The organism is Micromonospora palythoicola, assembly GCF_036689795.1.
GTDB lineage: Bacteria > Actinomycetota > Actinomycetes > Mycobacteriales > Micromonosporaceae > Micromonospora > Micromonospora palythoicola.
In genome coordinates this window covers 1-16,413 of record NZ_JBAGKI010000025.1, presented here as the reverse complement: position 1 = coordinate 16,413, position 16,413 = coordinate 1, and the positions used below count along the sequence as shown (strand labels likewise).

Here is a 16,413-nt window from a genome sequence, read left to right as displayed (position 1 = left end):
AGAGTGACCGTCGTGACGACGCTGCCTGACCGCCGCCTGCTGCTGGTCCACGCGCATCCCGACGACGAGTCCATCGGCACCGGCTCGACGATGGCCCACTACGCGGCCACGGGTGCCCACGTCACCCTGGTGACCTGCACGCTCGGCGAGGAGGGTGAGATCCACGTACCGGAGCTGGCCGGGCTCGCCGCCGCCGAGGCCGACCAGCTCGGCGGGTACCGGATCGCCGAGCTGGCGGCCGCGTGCGCCGAGCTCGGCGTCACCGACCACCGCTTCCTCGGCGGGGCCGGCCGCTACCGCGACTCCGGCATGATGGGCCTGTCGACCAACGAGCACCCCCGGGCCTTCTGGGGGGCTGACCTGGACGAGGCCGCCGGCCAGTTGTTGGAGATCATCCGGGAGATCCGCCCGCAGGTGGTGGTCACGTACGACGACAACGGCTTCTACGGCCACCCCGACCACATCCAGGCGCACCGGGTGACCATGCGGGCCGTGGAACTGGCCGCCGCCGAGGGGCTCGCGCCGGCGAAGGTCTACTGGACGGCGATGCCGCAGAGCGTGCTGGAGGCCGGCATGACGCACTTCGCGGAGGCGTCGGACAACCCGTTCGCCGGCATCGCCGACGCCACCGAGCTGCCGTTCTGCACGCCGGACGCGCAGATCGCGGCCCGCATCGACGCCACCGAGCAGCATGCCGCGAAGGAGGCGGCGATGCGCGCCCACGCCACCCAGATCCCGGCCACCTCCTGGCTGTACTCGATCGCCGGCAATTTCGGTGCCGAGTTCATGGGGGTGGAGTACTTCACCCTGGCGGTTGGGGAGAAGGGGGCGGGCAGCGGCCCGTACGGCTGGGAGTCGGATCTGTTCGCCGGGGTGGACGTCGCAGCGTCGGACGCCGGCGGCGGCCCGGGTGTCGTCGGCGATCCCGGCCGTAGACCGGTCACCCCGGCCGGTCACCGGTGACGCTGCCCGCCGCGATGTCGGTCGCACCGCAGGAACAGCAGCCGCCCCGCCCGGCCCGGAGGTGGCGACGTCCGCTGGACCTCGGCCTGCGGGTGGCCGGCGGCGGATTCGCCGTCGTGGCGGCGATGGTGAGCGCGGTGCTGGAGTTGCTGCTCGCCCCGCTTCGGATCGGCGGGCACCTGATCGGCGTCACGGTACTCGTGGCCGTGGCCGCGAACATCGCGTTGAGCTGGTTGGCCGTCGAGACCGTGGGCCGCCGCTGGGCGGTGGCGCTGCCGGCGCTGCCCTGGGTGGCGATCATGGTGATCGCCGCCGACCGGACCAGTGAGGGCGACGTCCTGCTCGTCGGCAACTGGGTCGGGCTCACGCTGGTGGTGGGCGGTGCGATGACCTTCACGGTGATGGCGTTCCGGTCGATCCTCGCGCCGGCTCCGGCTCCCGGACGGTACTGACGTCGCTCAGCGACGGGTGGTAGATATTCCTGCCAGGAGACCCGCCATCCGGGCGGGCGGTACGGCGGGAGGCGTGTGATGGGACAGCGGTGGCGTGCGGTCGGGGTGCTCGCGATCGCACTGTTCGCGGTCAACGTGGTCGCCCGGCTGGTCATCCGGTTCGGCTTCGACAGCGACGACAGCGTCGCCGACCGGGTGTCGCTCGGCATGTTCGTGGTGATCGGTCTGCTGCTGGCCGGCGTGGCCTTCGTCTGGGGTGCGCGGCGTCCATTGGCCCGCTGGGCCGGTGAGGTGGCCGCCGCGATCGGCATCGCGGTCGGGTTGACCGTGCTGGTCGGGCCGCTGCTGGTGGGCGACAACCCGTTCGCCGGTGGCGGCGGTACGTTCTTCGCGCAGATCGGGCTCTACCTGGTGGCGACCACCGTCGGGGCGATGCTGGGCTACCTGCTGCTGGTCACCCTCGGACGCGATTACCGTTCGCGCAGCCTGCAACGGTACGCCGAGACCACCGCGGCGAAGCCCCGCCGGGTGGTCCGCCGCTGACCGTCGGGGTCAGTGCGGCGCGATCCGGGTCAGATAGGTGTGGTGGGTGGTGAAGCCCAGCTTGCGGTAGAGCGCGACCGCTGCGGCGTTGCTCTGCTCGACCTGGAGGAACGCGTCCGTCGCACCGGTCCCGGCGGCCCAGTCGGCGAGTGCCCGGATCAGCCGGACGGCGAGTCCCTGCCGGCGCGCGGCGGGCAGCACCTCGACCAGGCACAGCCCGAGCCAGCGCCCCTGGCCGGTCACGGTGCCACGGCCGACGGCGACGAGCACGCCGTCGAGATACACGTGGGCGAAGCGGATGTGGTCCACGGCGGTGAGCACGTGCCGGGCGGCGTCGGGTAGCCCGCCCTTGCGGCCGGCCGCGACGGCGAGCCAGTCCGCTGACGGCGCGCCGGCCAACTCCACCACCGCGCTGGCCGCGCCTCCCGCACCGGCCGCGCCTTCCGCGCCGGCCCGGCGGCCCGTGCCGGCGGTGTCACCCGGCTCGCCGGTCGGCTCGGGGACGCCGGACGCTGCGATGATCGCGTCTTTGGACGCGGCCGCGACGAGGGCGGCGAGTGGAGCGGTCTGGACCAGCACCGGTGGGCGGCTGCCCCAGCCGCGCCGGTCGAGTTCGCTGCCGACCGGTGCGGCCAGCGGCAGCGGGGTGTTGACCATGGCCGGGCGGCCGTGTCCGGCGTACCAGCGCTGCACCGCGTCCAGCGCGGCCGGCAGCGGACGGTCCGGATCACCCACCGGCAGGGCCGAGTTGGCCCGGCCGGTCCAGCCGTCGGCGGCCCGCAGCAGCCAGTCGCCCAGCCGGGCCCGGACGGGCGCCGGCCACGCCTCGTCGGCGGCGAGTTCCAGCTCGATCATGGCGGCGGCGGTCGGCCGCCGGGCGGGCGGAACCCGCTTGGCCCGGTGCACCTCGGCGATCGGCACCCGCAGCCGCCCCTGCCGGGTGGTGAGCGTGAGATGTGTCTCGCTCAGCTCGACCAGCTCACCGAGCGCGTCGGAGTAGACCGGACGACCACCGCGTACGCCCACGCGACGCCGCACCACGATCCGGTGTCCCACGTCTTGCTCTCGGAGCACGATCGACCTCCTCCCCGGCGAGATACTAGGCTCTTACCGTCGCGGGTGATCGCGGCGTGTCTTGCGGAGGAGAAGACCGGTGACCTACATCATCGCCGAGCCGTGCGTGGATGTGCTCGACAAGGCATGCATCGAGGAATGCCCGGTCGACTGCATTTACGAGGGCAACCGGATGCTCTACATCCACCCCGACGAGTGCGTCGACTGTGGTGCCTGTGAGCCTGTCTGCCCGGTGGAGGCGATCTTCTACGAGGACGACGTCCCGGAGCAGTGGAAGGACTACACCGGCGCCAACTACGAGTTCTTCGAGGATCTCGGTTCGCCCGGTGGAGCCTCCAAGGTCGGCAAGGTGGAGAAGGACGCCACCTTCGTCGCCGCCCAGCCGCCGCGCGGCGAGGGCCACTGAACCGGCCCGGCCCCGTCTCGTCGCGGCTGCCCGAGTTCACCTGGGACACCCTGGACGCCGCGGCCGCGCTGGCCGCGGCGCATCCGGACGGCCCGATCAACCTCTCCATGGGTACGCCGGTCGATCCGGTGCCGCAGGTGATCCGGCAGGCCCTCGCGGACGCCTCGGACGCGCCCGGCTACCCGTTGACCGCCGGCACCCGGGTGCTGCGGGACGCGATCACGGGTTGGGTGTCGCGGGTTTGTGGCGCGGGCGCGGACGGGTTCGGAGTCCTGCCGACGATCGGCTCGAAGGAGCTGGTGGCCTGGTTGCCCACCCTGCTCGGGGTGGGGCCGGGAGACGTCGTGGTCGTCCCGTCGATCGCCTACCCGACCTATGAGGACGGTGCCCGGTTGGCCGGCGCCACCACCGTACGCGCCGACTCGCTGACCGCCGTCGGTCCGACGTCCCGGGTGCGTCTGGTCTGGGTCAACTCACCGGGCAATCCGACCGGACGGGTGCTGCCCGCCACGCACCTGCGCAAGGTGGTGGACTGGGCGCGTGAGCGCGGTGCGGTGGTGGCCAGCGACGAGTGCTACCTGCCGCTGGGCTGGGACGCCGAGCCGGTGTCGGTGCTGGCACCCGAGGTGTGCGGCGGCTCGTACGACTCCGTGCTGGCGGTGCATTCGCTGTCCAAGCGTTCCAACCTGGCCGGCTACCGGGCCGGGTTCGTGGCCGGCGACCCGGCGCTGGTGGCCGAGCTGCTCAAGATCCGCAAGCATGCGGGGATGATCGTGCCGGCGCCGGTGCAGGCGGCCATGGTGGCGGCCCTGCGCGACGAGCGGCACGCCGACGAGCAGCGGGAGCGGTACCGTGCGCGGCGCGAGACGCTGCGGGCGGCGTTCGTCGGCGCGGGCTTCACCGTGGAGCACTCCGAGGCGGGGCTCTACCTGTGGCTCACCCGTGGCGAGGACTGCTGGGCCACCGTCGACTGGCTGGCCCGGCGGGGGATCCTGGTCGCCGCCGGTGTCTTCTACGGCCCCGGCGCGCGGCAGTACGTCCGGGCGGCGCTCACCGAGTCCGACGAGCGGATCGCGGCGGTCGCCGCCCGCCTGGCCTGACCATCGCCGAGGGCTGCCGAGGCCGCGCCCGGACACCTGCCGGGCACGACCTCGCCTCGCCGCGTCGGCTCAGTCCTCGTTGATCCGCTCGAACACCCGCAGCAGGTTGTCCCGGCTGTGCCGCTCCAGCAGCTCGCTGCCGTACAACTCCTGCAGGGCCACCGTCCGGCCACCGTGCAGCGTCAGCTCGGCCTTCAGCGGGATCTGCCTGGTCACGTTCACCGACACCAGTTCCTCGTACGGCAGGAACTGGTGTCGGGTGGCCAGCGTGGCCACCGGCGTCGACTCGAGCAGGTTCTTGAGCCGCTTCTCGCCGTCGCCGGCCTTGCCCGGTCCGCCGACCAGGATCAGACCACGGTCGAGGATCAACAGGTCGTGCTGTACGCCGTCGACCTTCACGTTGCCGATGGCGCCGATGACGCCGGCGTTGTCGGCGGTGGCCCGGCCCTGCACGACGGTGGCGGTGGCGGGGTCGACGCCCAGCTCGGCCAGCCGGACCAGGGCCTCGTCGAGGGTCTCCGCCGACACCGCCAGCTTGGCGATCTCGGCGAGGTCCAACGGCTCACCGTCGGTGCCGACGAACTGGGCCGGGCCGCTCCAGGACAGCTGCCAGCGGGCCCGCTGGGCGCGGACGGCCGCGTTGTCGAGCAGCAGCTCCATCGGTCCGGCGAAGCGGGCCGCTGCCTCCCGCCGGGTGGCGTCGCTGAAGAACTGCTCGGCGAACTCGCCGAGACGGCCCGCCCGGACCAGGTCGAGCACGGTCGTCAGGCCCGGTTCCGCACTGCCGGTGAACCGGCCGGCCGCCCGGTAGATGCCGTCCGCCTGACGTTGCATCCCGGCGGCGATCGCCGCGTGGGTGAACTCCGGCCAGGGCAGCACCTGACGGTTGCCGAGGTCCAGGACCAGGCTCTGCAGCCGGCGGCCGGCGTCCAGGACGTCGCTGACCAGCACGTGTGCGGGACGGTCGTCGGCGAAGGCGGCACCGGCCGGCAGCTGGGCCATCGCCTCGATCCGGATGCCGATCGGCGGGTGGGTGTCCCACCGGGACGGCTCGCGGTCCGGTACGTCCTGCTGGAGCTTGTCGATCTGCTCCCGGCGGGCGTTCAGCAGTTGCCCGAAGCCGCCGAACAGGTCGTCCGGGGCGAGGCCGGCCTGCCAGCCCGAGTCCACGTAGCGGTCGGTGAAGAAGTTCCAGGCCGCGTCGAGCGCCGGCAGGCTGCGCAGCGCGGACGTGGCCGCCTCGTGACCGGCGAGTTGGACGGAGGCCCGGTCGGCCTCCAACTCCTGCCGCCGCGACGCGGCGTTGTCGACCATCAGGTACAGCTTCGCGTACCCCTTGAAGACCAGGCCGATGGGGTTGCGGGGCTTGATCCGCTCGATGGTGCCCTCGATCGCCAGTCGTCCCCGGTAGGCGACGCCGCCGAGCCGCGTGTGCTTGCCGGAGTAGTGACCCAGCTCGTGTGCCAGCACCGAGCGGAGCTGGTCGACCCGCATCGCCTGCAGCAGCGGCAGACCCACGTAGAGGGTGCGTCGCCCGCCGATCAGCCCGAGCAGCCGGCTCTGCTCGCCGACCGCCGCGTTCACCTCGGGCACCAGCCGGATCTCGTCCGGCGCCCGGGTACCGACCGCGTCGGCGAGCTCCCGGACGGTGGCCCACAGCTGCGGCGCCTCCCGCTCGTCGAGCACCAGGCCGGGTGCCGGTTCGTTCTTCGTCCGGATCGCCCGCCAGAGCCCGACCGCCACCGCACCCAGCGCGACGACCAGCGGCAGCAGCAGCTTCCCGGTGACCAGTCCGTTCGTGTGGCCGTACAGCCAGACGCCGAGAGCGGCGACGGCCGCCAACTGAAGCAGCGCGACCACGTAGAACCCGATCAACATGACCACCGAGGCGAGTGCCCGGTACGTCGCGGCCATGGCCGTTCCTCCCCGTTCCGTGCCCGCCTGGCTGCGGGCGGCGCAGGGGACCGTACGACGTGGATCTTTGCCGGACAACCCCCTTCCGGTCCGGTTCGGTCGGCTTTACGATCTTGCCGGTCCAGCGGGAACCGGACGACACCACGGCGCGGACCTTCCTGGTCGTCTCGGCGCGCGGACGTGAGGTTCACCCGGCCGAGGCGCGGCGGCGGTTCGACGAGGTGGTGACCCGGCACCCCGGGCACCGGCTCGCCCACGAGCACATGCTCCAGTACCTGTGCCGCAAGTGGTCCGGCAGCCACGAGCAGATGTTCGAGTTCGCCCGGGAAGCGTTCGCCAAGGCGCCGACGAGGTGATCGACGAGCTGAACGCGGCCGCCGACCAGTCCGTGCGCCACCCGTCGTACGTGCGGCGGCCCGGCTGGCCGACGGTGCACAACCTGTTCGCCATGGGGTTCGCCTGCTCCGGGGACCTGATCTCGGCCGCCGGGCGGTTCGACGTGATCGGAGACCAGGTCACCGCCTGGGCGTGGCAGTACTTCGACGGCGCGGATCCGGCCGGCGCGTTCAGCCGCTTCCGGGACAACACGTACGCCGCACGTACCTGACCGTCGGTCGGCGTACCGGTCCGACCGCCGATCCGGCCGGCGATATCCTCGGCGCGGACGTAGAGCGTGTCTGCGGGCGTCGTGGCGGTTCCGCGCCGAGCCGGCAGGCACGCCGCGGGGCCGGCCGGCTCCGTGACGACACGGAACGCCGAGGTACGCGGATGGTGCTCAGGACTGACGCACGGCTGCGGGCGGCGGTGGTCGGCACCGGCCTGATCGGTGGTTCGGTGCTCCTCCGGCTGCACGCCGCCGGCGTCGACGTGACCGGCTGGGATCCGGACGAGCAGACCCGCCGGCAGGCCCGGCTGGCCGGCGTACCGACCGCGGAGCGGCTGGTCGACGCGGTGGCCGACCGGGACGTGGTGTTTCTCGGCGGACCGCTGCCCACGCTGCCCGCGACCCTGGTCGAGGTTGCCGCCGCCACCGCCGACGACTGCCTGGTCACCGACGTGGGCAGCACCAAGGCCGAGTTGGCGGCGTTCGCCGCGGAACAGGGGTTGACCAGCCGGTTCGTACCCGGGCACCCGATGGCGGGCACCGACCGGGCAGGTCTCACGGCGGCGCTGCCGGAGCTGTTCACCGGTGCCGCCTGGGTGCTCTGCCCCGCACCGGACGGGCTGGTCGCGTTCCGCCGCCTCGTCACCCTGGTCACCGACGTCTTCGCCGCCCGGGTGGTGCCGATGGCCGCGGACCGGCACGACGCCGTGGTGGCGCTCGCCTCCCACGTGCCACATCTGCTCGCCGGGGCGTTGGCCGGTGCGGCGCACCGGTCGCCGTCGCGGGATGCGGTCCTGGCGCTGGCCGCCGGGAGCTTCCGGGACGGCACCCGGGTCGCCGGCACCCCGGCGCACCGCACCGGCAACATGCTGCTCGGCAACCGCGACCAGGTGCTGGCCGCGTTGACCCAGGTCACCGGGTTCCTCGACGAGTTGGCCGCCGCCCTGCGCGCCGACGACGTGGACGCCCTCACCGCCCGGTACGCCGAGGCCGCCGCCGCCCGCGTCGAGTTGGCCGGTCGCCCGTACGACGAACAGGTCAAGTCGTTCCCGGTGGGCGCGGCGGCGGCCGAGGTGGCCTGGCTGTACCAGGTGGGGGCGGCGGGTGGCCACCTGAGCGGATGCCGGGCCGGGGCCGACACCGTCGCCTATGTCGCTCGACTTCCGCAGGTCTGAAGCCCGGCTCATCGGTGGGCGCGGCGACGGGCCCGCCAGTAGGGTGAGGGCATGGTGGACGGACCAGTCGTGACGGTGCGCGGCGAGGCGTACCGTGAGGTCGCGCCGGAACTCGCCCGGTTCACCGTCACCGCACTGGCCCGGGATCGGGAGCGGGAGCCGACGTTGACCCGGCTGGCCGAGCGGGCGGCGGCGATCCGGGTGCTGCTCGACTCGTACGGTCCGACCATCGACCGACGCGAGACCGGCGAACTGCGGGTGCGCCCCGAGACCCGCCGCTCCGGGGAGCGGGTGGTGGCCTGGCACGGTTCGGTGCTGACCACGGTGACGGTGAGCGACTTCACCAGCCTCGGTGAGTTGATGCTGCGCCTGGCCGACCAGGACCAGGTCGAGGTGGCCGGTCCGTGGTGGTCGCTGCGCCCGGACAGTCCGGCCTACCGGCAGGCCCGGCACACCGCGATCAGCGATGCGTTGCAACGGGCCCGCGAGTACGCCGAGGCGCTCGGTGCCCAGGTCACCGACCTGGTCGAGCTGTCCGACGAGGGCGGTGCCGCCCAGCCGATGATGGCCCGGATGGCGTTCGACGCCGGCGCGGTGGAGTCCGGTGGCCCACCGGAGCTGGAGCTCGACCCGCAGCCGCAGGGCGTGCACGCGGCCGTTCGGGCCAGGTTCACGATCAGCCGGCCGGTCCTGTCCTGATGACCGTCGCGGAGGTGCAGTCGGTCGAGGCGCTGCTGGAGCGGGCCCGGAGGCTGGCCGATGCCGGGCCGCGGCAGCTGCTAGGCATCACCGGCGCACCCGGTGCCGGCAAGTCCACACTGGCCGCACAGGTGGTCGAGGCGGTCGGTCCGGCCGCCCGGCTGGTGCCGATGGACGGCTTCCACCTCGCTCAGGACGAGTTGCGTCGGCTCGGCCGGGAACTGCGGAAGGGTTCGATCGACACCTTCGACGCCAACGGTTACGTCTCGCTGCTGCGTCGGCTGCGGCGCAAGGAGCCGACGTCGGTCTGGGCGCCGCAGTTCCGCCGGGAGCTGGAGGAGCCGATCGCCGGTGCGGTCGAGGTGCCGCCGGAGGTGCGGCTGGTGGTCACCGAGGGCAACTACCTGTTGATTCCGAACTGGCCCTGGGACGAGATACGCGCCCTGCTGCACGAGGCGTGGTTCCTGGACCTCGACGCCGACCTGCGGCGTCGGCGGCTGGTCGCCCGGCACATGGCCTACGGCCGGTCGGAGCAGGACGCCCGGGCCTGGGCGCTGGGCAGCGACGAGGCCAACGCGGCGCTGGTGGCCGGCACCGCCGGCCGAGCCGACCTGGTGGTACGCCTAGCCGAGCCCCCGCCGGGGTGACGGGACCGCCCGCCGCAGCAGCCACGCCACCCGGGATCTCTCCCGTTGGAACTCGGCGGCCTCCGGATAGCCACTGTGGCTGCGAATCGGCGGGTCGGCGACCTCGCCGTCGCTCGGATGCAGGGCCTCCGGGTCGGTCACCGCGATGTCCCGTTCCCCGGCGGTGACCGGCCAACCGAGGGGGTCGGTGTCCCGCCAGAAGTTCGTCCACCGGGTGCCGCCGCCGGTGCGGGTCAGCGCCTCGGCCAGCACCGGTAGCCGGTCCGGGCCGAAGTAGGCGGGGAAGATCCGGCCGTAGAGGCGGGTCAGCTGGCAGCCGTAGGAGAAGAACCAGATCCGGTGCCGCCACCGGCTCGGCATCTGGAGGATGACCGCGGTGCAGATCACCGTGCCCTGGCTGTGCCCCGAGAGGATGATGCCGTCCACCCGGCGCGGGTCGGGCTCGGTCAGCGCGATCAGACCGGCCGTGCGGGTGAGCAGTTCGGGCACCGCCCGTTCGGCGTAGCTCGGTGGCGCCAGGGGGTGTGCGGCGCGCGGCCAGAAGGTCCCCACGTCCCAGATCACGCCGACGGAGCGGCGGATGGTGTTCTTGCGGTAGACGAGCAGGCCGACGGCGGCCACCGCCACCGGCAGCCAGCCGAGCAGCGCGTCGCCGACGTCCGCCACCGCCTTGACCACGGGGGCCGCTCCGCCCGCCTCGTGGTGCGGGAGCGGACACGCGAGGACGGCCGCGCAGCCCACCACGGCGAGGACGGTCATCGCTCCCGCGTACCAGCCGATCAGCCGCAGCGCGTGTTCGCCGACCAGTCGGTGCAGCGCCTGGTGGGCACTGACGTCCCGAGCGCGACGCAGGTCGTGGGCGGACAGGCGGCCGCCCCGGGCACGTAGCTGAGCGTACTCCTGGCGTCGCAGTCGGTGGAACAGCACCACCGCGCGGACGGCGACCAGGGCGAGCATCAGCAGCGCGGCGGCGAAGGTCAGGCCGGCCCAGGTCACCGGGGCCGGCGGAACCAGCAGGGGTCGACCGACGGGCACGTCCCCGCCGTTGAGCCGGTTGGTGACCCAGTAGAGCACGCCGGCGCTGTACGCGAGGCAGAGCAGCCAGCCGAAGCCGGCGATGACGGCGGGTGCTCGACCGCGCCAGGCCAGGTCGGAGTGCGGTTCGAGCGGCTGTTTGACGCTTGTGGGACGGGTTCTGGGCAGTAACAGGCCGACCGCGGCGAGGGCGAGCAGCGGCAGGACGAACTGCCACAGCGCCACCCGGGTCGGCGGTGCGGCCGGCAGCCACCCGTGACACCACGCGGCGCCGAGGGCGATCAGCAGGGCGGCGGCGGCCGGCGTGGCACCGCCACGCCGGCCGGAGCGGGCGGTCGCGCCGATCGCGATGAGCAGCAGCAGTTGACCCGTGCCCAGCCAGGCGAAGACCCGGTCGAAGCCCGGTAGCGACCGGTCCGCCAGGCAGCCGGGTTGAGTGGGGTCCTGGTCGCAGTCGACGGGCGGACGCAGCCCGGCCAGCGGGCTGCTCGCGGCACCGTCCGGCAGGAGCAGCACCGCGAGGGTGCCGACCAGGCCGATTCCGGTGAGGACGATGACCGCGATGCTCCACCCGCCGAGCGGGGTGGCGCCCTCGCGTCGGGTCAGGAAGGGCCGGCCGATGGCGACCAGCGTGATCGCCAGGACGGCGGTGAACGCGAGCACGGCGGACCAGGTGAGCGCCGCCCGCGCGCCGTGTGGCGGGTCGAGCACCGAGACCGTGCCGAGCGGGACCGCCGCCGCCACCACCGTGCCGGTGCACAGATGCAGTGCGGCCGCCCGGCGCAGCTGCCCCTCGCCCAACCAGAACGTCGGGTCCTGAAGCGGATTGGACAGCGGGCCGGGTGGTGGTTCGGGCACGGGCGGCGGCTCCTGCACCGGCTGACCGACCGGCACCTCGACGTCGACCGGCGCCGGGGTACGACGTCCCGGCGGATTCGTGGTGGGGTCGGCCGGCATCACCGCCTCGTACTGGTAGGTGCGCCAGGTGACCAGGCCGAGGATTCCGATCATGGCGAGTGGCACGGTCAGGCCGACGGCCAGGGCCCGGCCACCCTGCTGCCACCAGGCGCCGGCGAGGAACTCCCACGGGCCGGGAATCCGGCTCAGGCAGATCTCGTCCACGCACTGCCAGCCGATGAGATCGACGCCGACACCGGTCATCGCGAGCACCGGGGTGGCGGTCAGGCTCAGGCAGAAGAGCCTGATCAGCCAGGCCGTCACGCCGGATCGGCTGGCCAGCCGTTCGGTGGTGGGGTCCGCCGGTATCCCCGGCCGGGCGTGCAGCGCCACGTTGGCCAGGGTGAAGGGCAGCAGTAGCGTCCACAGGGCGCGCTCCACGTCGCGGGCGGTCCGCGCGCCGGAGGTCAGCTGCCCCCAGCTGTACGCCTCGACGACGATCGGGTCGAGCGGCGCGGCGGTCGGCAGGCGGTAGAAGCCGGTGACCGGGCCGCCGGCGACGAGCCGTGGCTGGGGCGGCTCGCCCTCGGGTCCGCCCGTCAGGCCCAGGGTATCGGCGGGCGGGGTGTTGGACACTCCGTGTACGCGTAGTTCGAGGATCCGACCTCCCATGCGGGCCTCCCGGTGACGCACCTGTCACCTACAGTGCCCGATGTGGTGCGGCGGGTGCCACTCGTCATGCAGACGTTTGTGCAGCTAGAAGGCTGATTGTGGGTCAGTCGAGCTGGCGCACGGGTCGAGCCGGATTACCGACCGCGACGACGTTGGCGGGCAGGTCCCGGGTCACCACGGCGCCCGCGCCGACGACGGTGTTCTCACCGACGGTGACTCCGGCGAGGACTATCGCGCCACCGCCGAGCCAGGCGTTGTCACCGATGGTGATGGGTTGGGCCGCCTCCCACTTCGCCCGGCGCGGCGCCGGCTCCACCGGATGGGTGGGGGTGAGCAGTTGCACGTTCGGGCCGATCTGCACGTCGGCGCCGATGGTGATCGGTGCGACGTCGAGGAAGACCGCGTGGTAGTTGACGAAGCTGCGCGGCCCGATCCGGATGTGGTAGCCGTAGTCGCAGTAGAACGGTGGGCGGATGCCGGTCTCCTCGCCGATCTCGCCGAGCAGTTCGTGCAGGGCCGCCCGACGTGTCTCGTGGTCGACGCCCCCGCCGTTGACCCGTTCCATCAGGCGCAGGGCGCGGAGGTGGTCGGCGATCAGTTCCGGGTCGTCGGCGAGGTACGGCTCGCCGGCGAGCATCCGCTCCTTCATGGACGTCATCCGTCCGATCATGCCTGGCGTCGTCGCGACGAGGACTCAACTTCGTCGAATTCCTGACTCCCTTTTGCATACTCAGTATGCAACCCTGATGGAGGTCGATGTGTCCTACATCGATGTAGACGCTCCAGAGGAGGATTCAGTTGCGACGAAGGAGCAAACTGTCCGCCACCGGACTCGTGCTGGGTCTGGTGCTCGGCGTACCGGCGGCGGCAACGGCCGCACCGGCGGCGCCGACAGCGGCCCCACCGACCCCCGTCCCGACCGACCGGCCGGACAACGGCCGCACCCCAGCCACCGTCACCCTGGTCACCGGTGACCAGGTCACCGTCACCGCGACCGGGGCGAGCGTACGCCCGGCCGAGGGCCGCGACGGCATCCGTTTCCTCACCCAGCGGCAGCGGGACCACCTCTGGGTGCTGCCGCAGGACGCGTTGCCGCTGATCCGCGACGGACGGGTCGACCGCCGGCTGTTCGACGTGGCCGGGTTGATCGCCGCCGGGTACGACGACGCGCACCGTGACTCACTGCCCCTGCTCATGACCTACGGGGCGACCGCCCGGCGGGCCGGCGCACCCGACGGGGTGACCGTCACCCGCGACCTGACGGCCATCGGTGGCGTCGCGGCCACCGCGGACAAGCAGCGGGTGGGCCAGCTCTGGGCCACGGTCGCCGGTGCCGGTGGCGCCCGAGTCGACGCGGCGGGGGGTGTCGAGCGGATCTGGCTCGACGGCCGACGGCAGCTGACGCTGGAACACAGCGTGCCGCAGATCGGGGCGCCCGCCGCCCACCAGGCCGGCTTCACCGGTCAGGGGGTACGCGTCGCGGTGCTCGACAGTGGGGTCGACGCCGCGCATCCCGACCTCACCGGCCGGGTCGCCGAGTCGAGGAACTTCACCGAGGAGGCGAACCCGGGCGACATCGTCGGGCACGGCACCCACGTCGCCTCGATCATTGCGGGCAGCGGTGCCGCCTCGGAGGGCCGGAACCGGGGTGTGGCACCCGATGCGACCCTGCTCTCCGGCAAGGTCTGCGAGGAGTACGGGTGCACCGAGTCGGCGATCCTGGCCGGCATGCAGTGGGCCACCACCGAGGCCGGGGCCGACGTGGTCAACATCAGCCTGGGCGGGACGGACACCCCCGAGGTGGACCCGTTGGAAGAGGCGGTGAACACGCTCACCGAGCAGACGGGCGCCCTCTTCGTGATCTCCGCAGGCAACGCCGGAGGGACCGGCACGGTCGGCTCGCCGGCCAGCGCCGACGCCGCGCTCGCCGTCGGCGCGGTCGACCGCGACGACCAGCTCGCCGACTTCTCCAGCCGGGGCCCCCGGGTCGGTGACGACGCTCTCAAGCCGGACATCACCGCGCCGGGAGTGGACATCGTGGCCGCCCGGGGGCAGGGCACGCAGCTCGGTGAACCGGTCGGCGAGCAGTACGTCTCGCTCTCCGGCACCTCGATGTCCGCACCGCACGTCGCCGGTGCGGCGGCGCTGCTGGCCCAGCAGCACACCGACGCGACGGCCCAGCGGCTCAAGGCCACCCTGATGGCCTCGGCCCGGCCGCATCCCGAGCTGACCGCGTACCAGCAGGGCGCCGGCCGGGTGGATCTGGCGCGAGCCGTCACCCAGTCGGTGGTCAGCGAGCCGGCCAGCGTCTCGTTCGGCCGGACGCTGTGGCCGCACGACGACGACGAGCCGATCCAGCGCCAGGTGACCTGGCGCAACACGGGAGCGGCACCGCTCACCCTGGACCTCGGCATCGAGGCCACCGGCCCGGACGGGGAACCGGCGCCGGCCGGGGTGTTTACGCTCGGTACCCGGCAGGTCCAGGTGCCGGCCGGTGGCACCGCGTCCGCCACGGTCACGGTCGACACCAGCGTCGACAGCCCGGACGGCCACTACACCGGCCGGGTGCTCGCCCGCTCCGGCGACCAGGTGGCGGTCACCCCGTTGGCCGTCAACAAGGAGGTGGAGAGCTACCCGCTGACCGTGCGCCACCTGAGCCGCGAGGGTGCCGTGCCGGACGACTACGCGACCTTCCTGCTCGGGCTGGACGACTTCACCGACATCTTCGTGTCCGACCCGGACGGCACGGCCGAGGTACGGGTGCCCAAGGGACGGTACGGGCTGGCCAGCTTCCTGTTCGACGAGGCCAGCGAGGAGCTGGTGCTGATGGCCCAGCCGGAACTGGTGGTGGAGTCGGACGCCGAGGTCGTGGTGGACGCGCGCACGGCGAAGCCGGTGCGGATGACCGTGCCGGACCGGTCGGCGACGTCGGCACTTGCCGCCGTCGACGCGAACTTCCTGCTCGACTACGGGTCGGCCGGGTTCGGTGCGGTCGCCGACGACTTCGGCGGGCTGTTCACCGGACAGGTCGGCAGGCGGGCTGCGGCAGACCACTTCTTCGCCGTGTTCAGCAGCCAGTTCGCCGACCTGGAGGCGGCCAGCAGCCCCTATCTGTACGCCCTCGCCGAGATGGTCCCGGGCCGGATGCCTGCCGGGTTGACCCGGAACTACCGCGGCAGTGACCTGGCCACCGTCAAGCAGACGTTCCGGGACGGCTATCCGGGCACGCTCGCCGAGCGGATGTCCTTCGCCCTGTTCGAGCCCGACCTGGGCGGCTGGGCGGTCGGGCTGCCGACGGCGGTGCCGGGCCAGCGGGTCGAGTACTACAACACCGGGGCGGTGCGCTGGAGCACCGAGCTGTGGTTCGGCACGCGCAGCGATGACGTGCCCTGGCTCGAACCGGTGGCCGTGCTCTTCTCGGAACCGACGGCGTACCGGGCCGGGCGGACCTACCGGGAGGTCTGGAACGGTGCGCCCCACGGACCGTCGTTCCCGGTGCCGCGCTGGCCGGAGGACGGCCTGACCCGGCAGGGTGACCTGATCATTCTGTCCGTGCCGTTGTACAGCGACGCGGCCGGACACCCGGGCAGTTCGCTCACGGACGCCGGACGTACCGCCCTGTACCGCAACGGCAAACTGGTGGGTGAGTCCGAGGATCCCGGCTGGGGCCAGTTCGAGGTGCCAGCCGGGCCCGCCAGGTACCGGTTGGAGATGTCGGCGAAGCGCAGCGTCTCCGACCTGAGCACGGAGGTCGCCACCGCCTGGACCTTCCGGTCCCGGCACGTGCGGGGCGACGACCCGGTCCGGCTGCCCGCCTCCGCGATCCGGTTCGCGCCGCGACTGGACGAGCGGAACGCGGCCCCGGCCGGACGGGCCTTCGTGATCCCGGTGGCGGTGCAGCGCCAACCGGGCGCACCGGCGGCGAAGACGGCGTCGTTGACCGTCGAGGTCTCCTACGACGGCGGCAAGCGCTGGCAGCGCGCCAAACTGCGCAAGGTCGGTAGCGGCTGGCAGGCCACCGTGCAGCACCCGCGTGGTGCCGGCCACGTGTCGCTGCGGGCCGCCGCCCGCGACACCGACGGCAACACCGTCACCCAGCGGATCATCCAGGCGTACCGCCTGCGGTGAGCCGGGCCGGGGGGGGGGGGGCCCGCCGGGGCCCCCCCACCCGGGGGCGGGGGGGGTTGGGGGGGGGGGGGGGGGGAGGGCCGGTGCCCCCCCCGGGGGGGGGG

15 protein-coding genes are annotated in these 16,413 nt (G+C 73.1%); 11 read left to right on the top strand and 4 right to left on the bottom strand.

The window, feature by feature from the left end; all coding sequences use genetic code 11:
* The first annotated feature begins 3 nt into the window (after positions 1-3).
* The 3 genes from mshB (at position 4) to V5O40_RS13785 (ending at position 1,958) form a co-directional block, all read left to right on the top strand.
* A complete protein-coding gene (mshB, locus tag V5O40_RS13795; protein WP_332905791.1) occupies positions 4-963 on the top strand; it encodes an N-acetyl-1-D-myo-inositol-2-amino-2-deoxy-alpha-D-glucopyranoside deacetylase in 960 nt (319 codons plus the stop codon).
* Positions 964-977: 14 nt separating this feature from the next.
* Entirely contained in the window at positions 978-1,415 is a 438-nt protein-coding gene (locus V5O40_RS13790) for a hypothetical protein (RefSeq protein WP_332905841.1), read from the top strand.
* A gap of 78 nt (positions 1,416-1,493) precedes the next feature.
* Positions 1,494-1,958 carry a hypothetical protein gene (locus V5O40_RS13785; protein ID WP_332905790.1) on the top strand — a complete coding sequence of 155 codons (465 nt, stop codon included), beginning with the start codon at positions 1,494-1,496 and terminating at the stop codon, positions 1,956-1,958.
* A 9-nt stretch (positions 1,959-1,967) separates the two neighbouring features.
* Here the strand turns inward: V5O40_RS13785 and V5O40_RS13780 are convergent, their stop codons facing one another.
* Positions 1,968-3,032 (bottom strand): GNAT family N-acetyltransferase, encoded by a 1,065-nt coding sequence (locus V5O40_RS13780; RefSeq protein ID WP_332905789.1) that lies wholly within the window; start codon positions 3,030-3,032, stop codon positions 1,968-1,970.
* A gap of 79 nt (positions 3,033-3,111) precedes the next feature.
* Here V5O40_RS13780 and fdxA point away from each other — a divergent pair, with 79 nt between their 5' ends.
* Together fdxA and dapC are read left to right on the top strand one after the other, a co-directional pair.
* Positions 3,112-3,438: a ferredoxin gene (fdxA, locus tag V5O40_RS13775; RefSeq protein WP_030490464.1), complete on the top strand. Its 327-nt coding sequence runs from the start codon at positions 3,112-3,114 to the stop codon at positions 3,436-3,438.
* The gene (gene dapC / locus V5O40_RS13770) at positions 3,435-4,538 is read left to right on the top strand and encodes a succinyldiaminopimelate transaminase (protein ID WP_332905840.1); all 1,104 of its coding nucleotides are present in this window, start codon (positions 3,435-3,437) and stop codon (positions 4,536-4,538) included. Before fdxA ends, dapC begins: the two co-directional genes overlap by 4 nt.
* A 69-nt stretch (positions 4,539-4,607) precedes the next feature.
* On the opposite strand, the gene V5O40_RS13765 is transcribed toward dapC, so the two are convergent.
* Positions 4,608-6,452, bottom strand: coding sequence for a M48 family metallopeptidase (locus V5O40_RS13765; RefSeq protein ID WP_332905788.1), 1,845 nt, complete (start codon positions 6,450-6,452; stop codon positions 4,608-4,610).
* A gap of 113 nt (positions 6,453-6,565) precedes the next feature.
* Between V5O40_RS13765 and V5O40_RS13760 the strand changes: the two genes are divergently transcribed.
* The 5 genes from V5O40_RS13760 (at position 6,566) to V5O40_RS13740 (ending at position 9,577) form a co-directional block, all read left to right on the top strand.
* Positions 6,566-6,808 (top strand): hypothetical protein, encoded by a 243-nt coding sequence (locus tag V5O40_RS13760; RefSeq protein WP_332905787.1) that lies wholly within the window; start codon positions 6,566-6,568, stop codon positions 6,806-6,808.
* Positions 6,805-7,059 carry a hypothetical protein gene (locus V5O40_RS13755; RefSeq protein WP_332905786.1) on the top strand — a complete coding sequence of 85 codons (255 nt, stop codon included), beginning with the start codon at positions 6,805-6,807 and terminating at the stop codon, positions 7,057-7,059. Before V5O40_RS13760 ends, V5O40_RS13755 begins: the two co-directional genes overlap by 4 nt.
* Positions 7,060-7,220: 161 nt before the next feature.
* Entirely contained in the window at positions 7,221-8,231 is a 1,011-nt protein-coding gene (locus V5O40_RS13750) for a prephenate dehydrogenase (protein ID WP_332905785.1), read from the top strand.
* 51 nt (positions 8,232-8,282) lie between these two features.
* Complete coding sequence (locus V5O40_RS13745) at positions 8,283-8,930, top strand: SIMPL domain-containing protein (protein WP_332905784.1); 648 nt, start codon at positions 8,283-8,285, stop codon at positions 8,928-8,930.
* Positions 8,930-9,577: a nucleoside/nucleotide kinase family protein gene (locus tag V5O40_RS13740; RefSeq protein WP_332905783.1), complete on the top strand. Its 648-nt coding sequence runs from the start codon at positions 8,930-8,932 to the stop codon at positions 9,575-9,577. Before V5O40_RS13745 ends, V5O40_RS13740 begins: the two co-directional genes overlap by 1 nt.
* On the opposite strand, the gene V5O40_RS13735 is transcribed toward V5O40_RS13740, so the two are convergent.
* Together V5O40_RS13735 and V5O40_RS13730 are read right to left on the bottom strand one after the other, a co-directional pair.
* Positions 9,554-12,181 (bottom strand): hypothetical protein, encoded by a 2,628-nt coding sequence (locus V5O40_RS13735; RefSeq protein ID WP_332905782.1) that lies wholly within the window; start codon positions 12,179-12,181, stop codon positions 9,554-9,556. The two genes, V5O40_RS13740 and V5O40_RS13735, sit on opposite strands and share 24 nt — an antisense overlap.
* Positions 12,182-12,284: 103 nt before the next feature.
* On the bottom strand, positions 12,285-12,839 hold the full coding sequence (locus tag V5O40_RS13730) for a sugar O-acetyltransferase (RefSeq protein ID WP_332905781.1): 555 nt from the start codon (positions 12,837-12,839) through the stop codon (positions 12,285-12,287).
* A gap of 140 nt (positions 12,840-12,979) precedes the next feature.
* Between V5O40_RS13730 and V5O40_RS13725 the strand changes: the two genes are divergently transcribed.
* Positions 12,980-16,309, top strand: a complete 3,330-nt coding sequence (locus V5O40_RS13725) for a S8 family serine peptidase (protein ID WP_332905780.1) — start codon at positions 12,980-12,982, stop codon at positions 16,307-16,309.
* Positions 16,310-16,413 lie beyond the last annotated feature (104 nt).

Excerpts from the sequence above, each read along its gene's own strand:
- V5O40_RS13765 (WP_332905788.1), bottom strand. The coding sequence starts at position 6,452 with ATGGCCGCGACGTACCGGGCACTCGCCTCGGTGGTCATGTTGATCGGG.
- V5O40_RS13785 (WP_332905790.1), top strand. The coding sequence starts at position 1,494 with ATGGGACAGCGGTGGCGTGCGGTCGGGGTGCTCGCGATCGCACTGTTC.
- V5O40_RS13740 (WP_332905783.1), top strand. The coding sequence starts at position 8,930 with ATGACCGTCGCGGAGGTGCAGTCGGTCGAGGCGCTGCTGGAGCGGGCC.
- V5O40_RS13750 (WP_332905785.1), top strand. The coding sequence starts at position 7,221 with ATGGTGCTCAGGACTGACGCACGGCTGCGGGCGGCGGTGGTCGGCACC.
- V5O40_RS13735 (WP_332905782.1), bottom strand. The coding sequence starts at position 12,181 with ATGGGAGGTCGGATCCTCGAACTACGCGTACACGGAGTGTCCAACACC.
- V5O40_RS13730 (WP_332905781.1), bottom strand. The coding sequence starts at position 12,839 with ATGACGTCCATGAAGGAGCGGATGCTCGCCGGCGAGCCGTACCTCGCC.
- V5O40_RS13745 (WP_332905784.1), top strand. The coding sequence starts at position 8,283 with ATGGTGGACGGACCAGTCGTGACGGTGCGCGGCGAGGCGTACCGTGAG.
- V5O40_RS13790 (WP_332905841.1), top strand. The coding sequence starts at position 978 with ATGTCGGTCGCACCGCAGGAACAGCAGCCGCCCCGCCCGGCCCGGAGG.